This window comes from Komagataeibacter oboediens (assembly GCF_018491655.1).
GTDB lineage: Bacteria > Pseudomonadota > Alphaproteobacteria > Acetobacterales > Acetobacteraceae > Komagataeibacter > Komagataeibacter oboediens.
This window is the reverse complement of the sequence record NZ_JABLUU010000009.1, coordinates 73503-86520: the sequence shown is the minus strand read 5'-3', so window position 1 is coordinate 86520 and position 13018 is coordinate 73503. Positions and strand designations below refer to the sequence as shown.

The following is a 13018-nucleotide window of genomic DNA, read 5'->3' as shown; positions in this document are numbered from 1 at the left end:
TTCCTGTAACTCTGCACAGCATGAACAGGCAGGAAGCCTGTGGAGGACGTGCCCTTGCCCTTAGGGGGCTGGCCGACCCTTTATCGCTCCATATCGTTTAGCCCATCACTGCTTCAAGGCTCGAAAACTGCGCGGGAGAGTAGACCGTAATCCCGTTACGGCGCAGTAATGCCGCCGTAACGCCCTGTCCTGTATGGCGGGAGCCCGTGAACCGGCCATCATAAATGAAGCTGCTGCCGCATGATGGACTGCCATCCATCAGCAGGGCGAGCCGGCTGTTATGACGTCGTGCCAGATCCAGCATCAGGTAAGCGCCAGTCAGGAAAGGGGCGGAGACATCATGGCCGGATACCTCGCATACACGGCCCGATCCATCAAGGACTGCCGCCCCGTCCCGGCCATGGGTAATTTCCGCGGGTGGTCGGGGTGTCGGCAGGCCTGCAGCTGTTTCGGGACAGAAGGCGATGACCCGCCCTTCTGTCCGCCAGCGGGCCAGGCTGTCATGCATCAGCGTTCGCGCAGCGCCGTCATACCGGACAGGTTGGCCAGACAGACAACCGCTGATCAGTAGGGTCGGTTTCATGACCCGATCATGCCATGCCCTGACACGGGAAGGAACCGGGCCATGATGGGAAAAGGAAAATTATGCAGGGAAAACTGCATCGGGTCCCGAAATGCAGTGGGAGGGCAGTCTTTCTACCAACTGACGATATGCCAGAAACAGGGGCGATGTTGCTTCTGCATCAATTCAGACAGATGCCTGTGACTGAACAGGAATATTTCCAAAAAGGAATTCATCATCATTCAGTTTCTGGAATTATAAACGATATGGAAATAATATCAATTATGTATAATAATGAAAACAGAGATATGGTTATGTAAAACCCAAATTTGTAATCTATGTTTGAAACGATTACAGGACTGAATCCGCCAACAGCACGTCCAATGTTGAATAGCATGTTCTGGGCGGTTGCACGGATTTTGACCGGATACCGCCTGCTGATAAGCGCGGCATACCCTCCAAGCATACCGTTCACAAAAAAACCAAGTATGGCGCCACCGACCAGAAAGGCTGTTGGACCCGTAAGGTGTGGATAGAGAAGGGTCGTGACCATCGCACCAATCATATAGGATACGAATATCGTCTTGTGCCTGAATTTTTCAGATAACAGGCCGAAGGTGTACATGCCACAGGACATTCCCACCAGCATGACAACAGTCCAGATTCCTGTATTTTGCAGGCTTAAATGCAACCTGTGACTTAAAAACTGGGGCATCCAGACAATAATTCCGTAATACCCACAATTCTGCACGATGCATAATATTGCGATTCCCAGACTTGTGCGCCACAGGTCCCTGCTTTCTATAAAATATCTGAAAGAGAAAGCAGAGTTGCCCTGTCCCGTTTCGATCCTGATCGGATCATGAAGCTTTCGCCGGAAAATGGCTGCAAGAATGGCTGGAAAGGCACCAACAAGAAACAGTCCACGCCACCCGATGACAGGCATTAGTAAAGTTACACAGAATACAGCCAGAATGACACCGACCTGTCCACCAATGGCAACAAAAGCCGACATGATATCCGTCTTGCCGCGTGGCCACGCTTCGGAGACAAGTGCCATCCCGATACCAAATTCACCCCCCAGTCCCAGTCCGGAAAGGAAACGGGCCACGAGAAGGAAAGGGTAACCTGGCGCCAGCGCACACACGGCGGTAAAAACGGCAAAGCAGACAATCGTCCATGTCAGTATTCTGATACGTCCATATCGATCCGCCAGAATGCCAAAAATCACGCCACCCAGGACAGCACCAACAAGTGTGCTGGTTGCCAGTGAAGCGCCTGCAGTCGGCCCTAAATGAAATTCCTGAGCGATGGCCGGTAAAGAGAAGGCCAGGATCAGAAAATCGAAACCATCCATGGCATAGCCGGTTGCTGCGGCAATGGTTGTCGCCCAACTGTTCGTGTCTCTGCTTTCAGCCATGTTCGGAACCTGGAACCACCGTTTGGTTAAGCAAATCGAGCGCCTTGCAGGCAACCGCAATCAGCCGTTTCTGGGCCGGTTCATAATCTTCCAGCCACTGATCCGTCACACGGTTGCCATGTACTGCCAGAACGGCACCGACCTGAATCCCGATTTTGTTGCCAACGGCAAACAATGCCTCGGTTTCCATTTCAAATCCTGCGATATTCTGCGCCCGGGCGTAATCTATCCTGTCGGTCTCATGCGTTTCATCACCCAGGCGGATAGGCCTGCCCTGACCAAGATAATAACTGTCAGTGGTACATATCCTTCCTACACGAAACGGCACCTGCAGTATTGTCGCTGCCTGAACCAGTGCAGCGACAATGTCAGGACTTGCATGTTCATCGCTGCTGCCGGGTGAATAGACATGCCGGGTTCCGCTGTGCCCGGTAGCACTTTCTACAATGAGCAGACTGCCAAGCGGCATGCCCGGCAGCAATGCCCCCATGCCACCAATCCTGATGGCACGTTCCGCGCCAAGCATGGATAATTCTACAGTAGCAATTTCGGTTGATGGTCCACCGATGCCTGTGGAACAGACCGTAACCGGGCGGCCGTGGGCAGTCATGCCCGTTGCTGCACGGAATTCACGTTTCTGTCCATGTAAAACGGCATTGCTCAACTGTTCCATCACCATGTCAACACGACCGGGATCGCCAGGAAGAAGAACATCAGGCGCGATGTCACTGGCGACACAGGGGAGGTGAGGGGGATGTCCATCCAGCCAGGGAAGGCGTGCACTGCGGCTTTTTATCCCGGTTTCTGTTGCTTTGACCATTCGCTCCATTCCTGTCTGACGCCAGCCTAGAATCCCGTGCCAAACGTAAAGATGGCAGCAAAGGGGCTTCCCACATAGTAGATCGGATTGACACCTGCGACCGACTTCGTTCCGGAATAGACGGTTTTTGCGTTCGCCTGAACGCCTGCGATTCCGGACAGATAGTGATTGTTCCCGACATTCATGAAGTTCAGGCGCAGCTGAGGGCTATGCAGCGGGCCAAAATTGCTGAACCGGTATCCAAGTGTAATGTCCGATGTTACATAGGCAGGAATGGACTGATCATTCATGAAAGTAGAATACTGGCTGTCAACCCACTTGATGCCAGCATTTCCGAAAAAATGCCCGTCATCATAGTCCAGAGCAAACGAGAACTGGAATTTTGGGCTTCTGACAGCAATTTTCCCGGCTGTTGGTAAATAAACGCCATTGCTCAGAAAGTTGTTGTCGATGGTCGCATGAAGATATTCGCCCGCAATGTACGGACGGAAATGATGCCAGGGTCGCAGGCCTGCTTCGATATCGATCCCACGGGAGGTCTGGCCACCAGCGTTAATGGATTCCGTATCATAAGCACCATCAATGAGAACCTGCGAAGTCACCTGACGATTGACGAAATTATAATTGAAAAGCGCAACCGAGAAGTCACCTATATTGCCCTGATATCGATAGCCAAGTTCTTCCTCGATTGAATACTCATCCTTCTGCTTTGCATTGGATGCGGTCACAAGACTGCCTGTTGTAGATGAGTAATTTGCGAAAAGGGTAGCGTTGGGAGGGGAACGAAAATTTGTCGAAGCTGTCAGGAATACCTGGTTATGCCTGTCTATCTTGTAACGTGCCGCCAGTTGCGGTGTGACCTGGGCATCATTGATAATGGTTTTATATGTCGTTGATGGGATGAGGTTGGTACCATCTCGCCGGACCATGGTCTCCTTGACGCCGATATCAAAATTAAATCTGTCATGGAACAGGCTTATGCTGTCACCCAGAAACAGTGCATTGACCGTCGTATAGGTTATCTGGTTTCTATTGTACAATACAGAACCATTGGGTGTATAGACATTGTTCTGCTGCCCCATGGTAGAGGCTGGGGAACCGTTGCCATCGACATAGGAAAAAGGTGTAAACTGCGCTTCATTGGAATATTCAAACCAGTAGCCGGCAGTAATCTTGTTATGCGCGACATTATAATTCAGGCTGGTGATATAGCCGGGACGATAGGTATGGGAAATGGTGGGGCTGTAAAGCAGGACCTTGTCATTTGTCGTGCCATTGCCGTTCAGGTCGCTGCTGTATTTTACATCGCCTGAATAATATCCACTTTCGTTCAGCACTGTCGCGCCACCGCCAGCACCGTAACCATACCAGAAATACGGTGTAAAATTCACGGATGCACTTTTGTTGATCACAAAATGCATGGGCGCCGCAGCAACGACATTGGTGTAGGGATTGGTATGATACTGATAGTAAGACGTATCATTCTGGGTATAATTCTGATCGTAGTTGGAATGTAGCCCGCTGGTCTGCCACTGTGAAAGTGTCGGGTTGGAATAAAAAGCGTTGAATGTCTGGTTATATGATACCGATAGCGCCATCCTGCTGCCGTTATCGAAATTTTTCATGATCTTGAAATCAACATGATTGCGATTATCGGTGCCCGGGCCACGAAAATGATCATCATGAAAATGGGAGTAGGAAATAAAGGCCCGGACACCTGATTTTGCAATATCCCCTGAATCCAGCCGCAGGAATTCACGATCAGCCGCAAAAGAACCGTAGGTGAAATTGAACTGTCCACCAGCTTTTGCCGCAGGATCGAGCATGGACATATTTACGGTGCCCCCCGAGGCCCCGATATGAGGCGCCCCCAGATCTGCAGTGCCCTGTGCAATCCGTATCTGGCGCAGGTTTTCTGAATCTACATATTCCTGAGGGAAAATGGCGTAACTGGCAATATCATTAAGTGGCGCACCTTCCAGTGTGAAACCGATCTGGTTACTATCAAGCCCGCGCACTGTTACATCACCACCATTGACCCCATATGGATCATTGGCAGAAAAATTCACGCCGGGAGACATTTTCATCAACTGGAAAACCGTCGCACTGGGGGGCTGTTTGGCAATATAGTCACGTCCCACGGTGCTGACCGATTTGGGCGCACTTTCTTCGATTATCAATCCGCCGCCTGCAGCAGTCCGCGTTACACCATCCACGCCGATTTTGCGGGTTACCTTGATAAGCTCAGGCCCGGGGGCAGAGGTGGAGGCGTTGTTGCCTGGTTTCTGCACCGCCGTCTTTTCTGTCGTATCTCCCGTCATTGCGGCGAATGCAGCAATTGGCGTGAGCATGCCAGATAGGGACGTGCCGACAAGAAGATAACGAAAGTGCATACGATATCTGTCAACAGACAGCGGCAGCAAGGACATCTCAGCCTCCTGGATTATCAATGTAATGATGTTCAGTTACGTCATGTGAATGGAAATATAAGTAAGCAGGATATGAATTGCAGAATTATTCACCAAAGCATTTAATTGCGTACATTACGAATTTGCAACGTATTTTATGGTGTCGGCCAATATTTTTTGACCTAATAAAAAATCAGATATCTCCATGTGTTCATCAGGGGTGTGGGAGCCATTTCTGTTCCGAACAAAAATCATGCCGCTGGGAATGCCAACAGTCGTAAATATACCTGTGTCATGTCCGGCCCCGCTGGGCATTCTGGTGCACTGGAGCCCATTTCTGGAAAAACTGTTGGACAATAGCGTAATGACATCAGGATCAAGGGTAACAGGCGGTACGGCCTGGCAGGTTCCCAGTGAAAAAGCTACACCGCGCCTGAGGGAGATATTTTTTACTGTCGTTTTGAAAAAATCATCAAATTCAGAAAGTGTATCAATATTGTCACTGCGCATTTCAAATGAAAAACTTACGGTATCTGGTATGCGCGTAATCGACTGGTTGGTGGCATTCGTGCCCATCAATCCGGTTGTATGCACAATATCATGCCCGGCATCATTCATTTCCAGGCATTTGCGTTCCATCGTGACCAGAAGTTCGGATACCGCAAGTAGCGGATCGTGGCGCAGGTTATTGGGTACTGTTCCTGAATGTCCACCCTGGCCGATACACATGATATTTCTGTAACGGCGGTTTCCTCTGATGCTTGTTACAACGGCAGCCGGTTCATTCCTGTTAACCAGGTAAGGACCCTGCTCGATGTGTAATTCAAGCCATATCTTTATATTTTCAGGATTGGTAATTACCGTTCCTTTTTCTATATTATCCACATCCGCACCTACCCTGTACAGGCATTCACGCAGTGGTCTGCCTGTGGCGGAGTCGGTAAGGTCCAGCATATTTCCGGTTGCCAGTCCGAACAGAAGAGATGAACCTATATAAGGAATTCCAAAAGCCGCACTTTCCTCACCTCTCAGGACAAGAAGGTGAATGGAACGTCGTGGTCTGAATTCCCGCGTTTTCAGGTGCGCAATGGCAAGCAGTCCCGCAATGATCCCTGCAGCACCATCATAATTTCCGCCCTGCGGTACGGAATCCATATGCGATCCACAACAGACAACGGGCAGGGCGGGATCCGTTCCCTCCAGCACGACCACAAGATTTGCTGCGCAATCACGGTATGTGTGCAGTCCGAAACAGCGGGCCTTGTGTTCTATTATATCCAGCGCTGCCGTCTCGCGTTTGCCATAACTGAGGCGGTTGATGCCGATATTGTTTTTATCAAGTGCTGCCAGTTCTTCGAAAAGACATTTCGCCTGCTTGGCAATGTCCATCGTCAGAAATTTTCTATCGTTGTCTTTAACACACGATATGCGCGATTTCTCATTGATCATGCATCCCTCCTGTCAGTCGGGCTGCGCCTCGCAATATTGCCTGCAGGCGCCTATTATATCGGAAAGCTGCTGTATTCCTCGGTTTTTGCAGAATTTATCCAGACCAAAAATAATGTCCGACATTGTAGATGTATTTAAAAAATTGGCCGTGCCGACCTGTAATGCACTTGCTCCGGCCAGCATGTATTCAATGGCATCAGCTGTTTCTGTTATGCCGCCACATGCAATAATTGGAATATTCACACATTGTGCGCATTGATAAACCTGCCGAAGAATGATTGGCTTGACCATCGGTCCTGACAGTCCCCCCATGGTACTTCCAAGGGACGGTCGGAAAGTGTGGATATTGATGGACATGGCCAGAATGGTGTTGGCAACAACAAGGGCGCCTGCCCCGCCTTCTTCCGCCGCGCATGCAATGGTGGTGAGATCGGACGCGTTTGGCGTCAGTTTGACCCATAAGGGCAAATGGCTTCTGGACCGTATTTCCTTCACCACCTGCATTGTGGTGTCAGGGTACATGCCAAATGCTTTTCCGTCCTGTTCCAGATTGGGGCATGATATGTTGGCCTCAATGGCGGCAACGCCGGAGCGGGTTACCTGCTCAGCCAGTCTTCCGAAATTTTCTACTGAACTGGCTGATATCGAGACAACAAGCGGAACATCCCACTGTTGGTAAAAGGGCAGGTGATGGTGCAGGAAATGCTCTACCCCCCTTGAAGGGATACCGATCGAGTTAAGCATGCCGCCCGGGAATTCGGCAACGCGGGGTAACGGGTTGCCTAAACGTTCTTTTTCCGTAATTGTCTTGGTGACAAAAGCACCCAGACGGCCCATATCTATTACGGATGCCATGCCTTCCCCAAACGTCCCGGAAGCGGGCATGACGGGATTGGGCAGTTCAATGCCACCCAGATTGACACGCATGTCCATCATGACTGGACCTCAAGTGCATCAAAGACCGGGCCATCCCAGCACACGCGCCGGTGGATCGTCTTCTGCCCCTCGCACATGACCCGTACGCAAGAGAAGCACATGCCCAGCCCGCAGGCCATCTGCTGCTCCAGCGCGACCTGGCCGGGCAGACTGTATTCCCTGGCAAGATGCTGGATGATCCCCAGCAAACGTTTCGAGCCACAAGTAAACAGGGCATCACATTGCCCGGCCTGTATCTGTGCGCGGATGCACTCCATGACATTGTCAGGCGCGCTACTGCCGTCATCGTCGTTTACTTCAACCAGCCTTGCGCCGACATCAACAAAATGGTGTTGCGACATGCTCATGTGACGTTCGCGCGAGGACAGTATTGCCGTAACCCCCAGATTGTTTGCCCGGGCGGCTTTTACCAGAGGGGCCAGTGTGGCCAGCCCCACACCACGGCCAACAACCACAAGGTGTTTCCAGTCAGGTTGAAGTGTAAACCCGTGCCCGAGTGGCCCAAGCAGACGGATGCTCTCCCCCTCTTTCAGGGTTGCAAGCGCCCTGGTGCCCGTCCCGGTGATTTTGTACAGAAATTCTACGGTGTCCGGCCCTCTCCCGTTCGCGTACAGGCTCATGGGCCGACGGAAGAACGGCCTGTCTTCCGGGCCGGGGGGCATGTCAGCATATAAAACTGTCCGGGTTCACCCCATATTCTGGTCTGCGGGCAGGTAATGACGATGTGCTTGTAAAGTGCATTGACGTGGTGGTTCGACACCACGGTGCCAACAGTGTCATGCGCCATTCCATTTCGGGCCGGGGAGGGCGGCAACTGGTCGCCAGCCGCAACCGGCATCGAATTTGAGAGAAAAAACGACACGGGTTATCTCTTTCAAAAAAAGAAGTAATAGAGTGTAAGAAATCACAACGCAGAAAGAGCATCTCTTCCTGCGTATCCACTTACGTGTCCTGTCGATGTTTTCTTGAAACTGGTGGGGTAGTTTCTATATTCCGTTATCGTAATCATTGCGGGGAAGGTCTTGCAAGAAGAGAAATTTGCGCAGCCTGCTGCCGAATGGGCATCGCGCGCAGAGGTATTGAACACGCAGATTTCCCACTTTTCGGCGCATGAAAGCCGGATAAGGCTGTAGACATTCCTTATATGGCGCGTATCATGGCGTGCTTGTAAAAACAGGCGATACCGACCGGGGTGGCCATGGCCAGGATAAGATTACAGCCCCTGATGATCGTCTGATCAGGAAGAAAACGATGGCAGAAAACCGGCTTCGGATTCATGCATCCTCGCTTTATTACTTTGATACGGTAAGAACGGCAGGGTCCATCCGTGAGGCGGCGCGCAGGCTCAATATTGCGTCATCTGCAGTAAACAGGCAGATTCTTGCGCTTGAGGCCCAGATCAATGCCCCTCTGTTTGTTCGCCTGTCATCCGGATTGCGCCTGACACCGGAAGGAGAAATACTGTCCCAGCATGTCATTTCAGTCCTGCGGGATTCCGAACGTGTCTACGCTGCCTTCGATGCGCTCAAGGGGCTGCACTCAGGCCATGTGGAAGTGGTGACGCTTGAAGGCATATGCCATCATATTGTCCCGGCCAGTATCGTTTCCATGAACAAACGTTTTCCACGACTGACCGTAGGGATCAGTATCAGTGAAACCGAAAATGTTCCCCGTGCGGTCATAAACGGGGACGCGCATCTTGGGCTGGCCTTTGAAGTGCCGCCAACGTCCAGGCTGAAGCGGCTGGCCAATGTCAGCTTTCCCCTGGGGGGGCTGGTCAGGCCAGATTCTCCCATGGCCAGGAAAAAGAGCCTGTCCATAAGTGATTTACGTGATATCCCCCTTATCCTGCCCAAGCGGAACTTTGCCAACCGGGTTCAGGTCCGTAACTTATTATATGACGCATCAATTGCGGACAGGGGGCAGGTGGAAGCGGGCTCCGTCGAACTGATGAAACAGCTGGTCATTCGTGGCCTGGGCATGGCGATAATGACGCGTGTGGGAAGTGAACAGGACCTGAGCGCAGGCCGCCTGGTGCATATTCCCTTATTTGCAAACCGGAAACCCATTACCAGCCATCTTGGTCTGTATGCCCGTGAAGATACTGCCCTGCCACTCGCTGCGGAGGCTCTGGCCAGCAATATTATTGACCTCATGAAGTCCGTTTCTACTAAATAACGATATGGGACGGTCCTGTAGGGCGATTGGCTCCTGCGGGACTGGTCATGGTACTTCGTGGTTCCTGAACGCCTCATGATGGACACGGGGAAGAGGAGAAACGGGACAATAAAACCGGATGTGGACTGGATACATCATCAGTTGCTGGAAAATTCCTGTTCCGGACGAAGGAGCTATTAATAATAGTGGGAGGTCAGTAGATGTCATATCCGCCTGCCATTCCATACAGGAGTGTTGGTCGGGGGCGCAGTATCTCTTGATTTTGTAGATCCATATCGTCAGGCATTTGCGGCGCGCTACCACACGCCACCGGAATGCTGTCCCGTTGCGGGCAGATCGGCCGTACGCCCGGCCGCCCACTTCAGCCCTCCATGGATGGTTCCGAGGCAGGCTTGTTCGGTCTGATACTGTTTTCGTGTATGATCGAGGCCGATGGCGTCCTGTCTAAGCTGCAGATCCGTCTGGCTTGTGAACATGCAGTGGCTGACGGGGTCGGCAGTTTTATCAGGGACAGGTACGTTTGACAGCTGCGTCAGTCAGAATCGATACCCCCGCCCTTCGGCCGATACCCCCATCATGACTGTCATCCGGCGTCCCTCACTGTCATCGGATGTCACAGCCAGAGGGGTAAAACGGCAGATTTCCAGGATTTGTGTCAACACATGTCTCCCCCTGAGGGGGGACTGGAGGTCTGGGCGGGAATCGAACCCACGTTCGCGGATTTGCAGTCCGCTGCATCACCATTCTGCCACCAGACCTCAGCGGCTCTGGCGCTATATCTGCTGAAATCTGGCTCAGGTCAAGCCGTTGTGTGCAGGTGGGGCGTTGTTTCGGTGTAAAAGCGGCGCATAAATAGAAAAAAAGCCGGAAAAAATATTGCCCGTCCGGCCGGGCGGCCGAACGCCTTCCCTTCAGGGCACCGTGTTTCAAGGAAACGTTATGGACAAGACAGACCCCGATTATGTGCCTCTTGATTTTGTCGCGGCACGGCAGCGCATGGTTGATGCCCAGATCCGTCCGGCACAGGTCAGCAATCCCCATGTTATCGCGGCCATGCGCGCGCTCCCGCGTGAACAGGCTGTGCCGGATGCCCTGCGTGCCTTTGCCTATTCCGACCAGAACCTGCCGCTGGGGGAAGGGCGCTACCTGACCGAACCGCGTGTCACGGGGCGCATGCTGCAGGTCGCTGAAGCCGTCCGCGGGGAACGGGTGCTGGTGGTGGGGGCCGGGACCGGATACCTCGCGGCGCTGCTGTCCACTATGGGGGAGTCGCTGGAGATCGTGGCCCTCGAATCGGAGCGGCGGCTGGCGGATATCGGCCGGGCCCTGTGTTTCACGTGGGCATCTGACGTGCATTGGCGTGACGGTGCGCTGGTCAGGGGCGCGCCGGATGACGGACCGTACGATCTGATCATGATTGACGGGGCGGTGCGCGAGGTGCCCCCGGCAGTGCTGGAGCAACTGGCGCAGGGCGGCCGTGTGATCGCGCCGGTCTGCGCTGGATCGGGGGTGACATCCGTCAGTCGCGTTGTCCGCACGGCGCAGGGCTGCGCCACGCAGCCACTGTTTGATGCCGCAGTCCCGTTGCTGCCGGAACTGGAACCGGCCCCTGCTTTTGTTTTCTGACCGGGGCATGATCGGCTGACGGTTAACGCCTGCGCAATATCCTGTCCGTAAACATGCCATGCGGGGCGGCACGTTCCCGCATGGCATATCAGGCGGACGGGGACGATCATGCGGGGATACCGGGCAATCGGGGCGGGAAGTGCGGCAATCCTGTGCTGTGGCACGGCGCTGGCGCGCGCGCCGGTGCCGCGGGTGGAGGATCAGGAGGTCCCCCATACCCTTAAGGCCGCACTGGCCATGGCCTATCTGACCAACCCGGTGCTGCGGCAGGAACGCGCCGCCCTGCGGGCAACGGACGAACAGGTGCCGCAGGCGCTGGGCGGGTGGCGGCCCACCATTACCGGCAACGCCAGCATGTCGTACTATTCCGGGCTGCTCCGTATGGCCCCGGTTGCAGGGGAATCGGGGGGATACGCCCGCAAGTATGACAGTCCCGGCTATTCCGGCGGGGTCAGCATTTCCCAGCCCATCTATACCGGCGGCAAGACAACGGCGAACACGCACAAGGCACGGCATGCCGTCATGGCGGAACGCGCGCGCCTGATCGAAGCGGAACAGCAGGTCTTTTCCGATGTGGTCAGCGCCTATGTCACCGTGGTGGAAGATGAGCAGATACTGAGCATCGACATCAATAACGAACAGGTTTATGCCGCCCAGCTGCGCGCCACCAGCCTGCGGGCGCATGGGGGTGAAATCACCCATACCGACGTGGCGCAGGCACAGGGTGCGCTGGCCAATGCGCGCGCGGTCCGGCAACTGGCCGAAGGGACGTTGCAGGCGGACCGCGCGACCTACCGACAGGTGGTGGGTTGCGACGCGCCTGATGACCTGTCCCCGCCCCAGCCGCTGGTCCTGCCCCTGCAGACCGAACAGGACGCCATGACGCAGGCGGTGCAGAACAATCCCGAAGTCATTGGCGCACTGTTTGATGAGGCCGCGAAAAAGGACGCCGTCGGCGTGGCCTTTGCTGCCCTGATGCCTACCGTCAGCGCCGAGGCCGCCTATATGCACGGCATCAATCAGGACGAAGGCCGTTCGCTGAACAATAACAAATACGCGCTCGTCAACGCCTCCATGCCGCTTTATCAGGGCGGGGGCGAATATGCCGCCGTGCGCATGGCGCGCCAGCAGGCGGCCGAGGCCGGTCACACGGTGGATGTCCGCCGCCGGGCGGCAATCCAGCTGGCGGCGGCAAGCTGGCAGCGCATGCAGGCCAACCGGGAAGCGATCGACAGCAACCGCGAAGCCGTTGCGGCGGATGCCACCGCCCTGCATGGCATGCAGCGTCAGGTCATTGTGGGGACCACCACCACGCTGGCGGTGCTGCAGCAGCAGGAAACCCTGCTTCAGGCCCAGATCGCGCTGGTGCGCAGCGCGGGCAATCTTGTGCAGTCATCCTATCAGGTCACGGCGGCCATCGGACGGCTGACCGCGCGTGACCTCAGCCTTGATGTCCCGCTGTATGATGAACGGGCCTATTACCATGCCGTGCATGACCGGTTGTGGGGGATCAGCGATTACGCCACCAGTCAGCCGGGACGCTGAGGGAACAGGCATGGACCGGCGGCACCAGATGGCGCCGCGCCCACGTGATCCGGGGTATGTGGCAAGGCTACGTT

The 13018-nt window shown here is 54.3% G+C and carries 10 protein-coding genes and 1 tRNA gene; 3 read left to right on the top strand and 8 right to left on the bottom strand.

The annotated features are described in order from the left end of the window. Window positions 1-97 precede the first annotated feature (97 nt). The 7 genes from HNO79_RS09425 to HNO79_RS09395 form a co-directional block, all read right to left on the bottom strand. Window positions 98-583, bottom strand: coding sequence for a DUF523 domain-containing protein (locus HNO79_RS09425; RefSeq protein ID WP_200410683.1), 486 nt, complete (start codon window positions 581-583; stop codon window positions 98-100). Between the two features lie 217 nt (window positions 584-800). After that, a complete protein-coding gene (locus tag HNO79_RS09420; RefSeq protein WP_244987493.1) occupies window positions 801-1982 on the bottom strand; it encodes an MFS transporter in 1182 nt (393 codons plus the stop codon). Next, window positions 1975-2802 (bottom strand): nucleoside phosphorylase, encoded by an 828-nt coding sequence (locus tag HNO79_RS09415; RefSeq protein ID WP_214165218.1) that lies wholly within the window; start codon window positions 2800-2802, stop codon window positions 1975-1977. Before HNO79_RS09415 ends, HNO79_RS09420 begins: the two co-directional genes overlap by 8 nt. Window positions 2803-2828: 26 nt before the next feature. Continuing rightward, a complete protein-coding gene (locus tag HNO79_RS09410; protein ID WP_214165217.1) occupies window positions 2829-5231 on the bottom strand; it encodes a TonB-dependent receptor in 2403 nt (800 codons plus the stop codon). A 114-nt stretch (window positions 5232-5345) separates the two neighbouring features. Beyond that, window positions 5346-6659: a Zn-dependent hydrolase gene (locus HNO79_RS09405; RefSeq protein WP_214165216.1), complete on the bottom strand. Its 1314-nt coding sequence runs from the start codon at window positions 6657-6659 to the stop codon at window positions 5346-5348. Window positions 6660-6671: 12 nt separating this feature from the next. After that, entirely contained in the window at window positions 6672-7595 is a 924-nt protein-coding gene (locus HNO79_RS09400) for a dihydroorotate dehydrogenase (RefSeq protein WP_214165215.1), read from the bottom strand. After that, window positions 7592-8050, bottom strand: a complete 459-nt coding sequence (locus HNO79_RS09395) for an iron-sulfur cluster-binding protein (protein WP_214165214.1) — start codon at window positions 8048-8050, stop codon at window positions 7592-7594. The genes HNO79_RS09400 and HNO79_RS09395 overlap by 4 nt, the downstream gene beginning before the upstream one ends. 796 nt (window positions 8051-8846) lie before the next feature. Here HNO79_RS09395 and HNO79_RS09390 point away from each other — a divergent pair. Beyond that, window positions 8847-9773 carry a LysR family transcriptional regulator gene (locus HNO79_RS09390; protein ID WP_214165213.1) on the top strand — a complete coding sequence of 309 codons (927 nt, stop codon included), beginning with the start codon at window positions 8847-8849 and terminating at the stop codon, window positions 9771-9773. Between the two features lie 684 nt (window positions 9774-10457). Here the strand turns inward: HNO79_RS09390 and HNO79_RS09385 are convergent. After that, window positions 10458-10531, bottom strand: a tRNA-Cys gene (locus tag HNO79_RS09385). Window positions 10532-10712: 181 nt separating this feature from the next. Here HNO79_RS09385 and HNO79_RS09380 point away from each other — a divergent pair. Further along, complete coding sequence (locus HNO79_RS09380; protein ID WP_214165212.1) at window positions 10713-11399, top strand: protein-L-isoaspartate O-methyltransferase family protein; 687 nt, start codon at window positions 10713-10715, stop codon at window positions 11397-11399. Between the two features lie 108 nt (window positions 11400-11507). After that, entirely contained in the window at window positions 11508-12944 is a 1437-nt protein-coding gene (locus tag HNO79_RS09375; protein WP_010514589.1) for a TolC family outer membrane protein, read from the top strand. The last annotated feature ends 74 nt before the right edge of the window (window positions 12945-13018 follow it).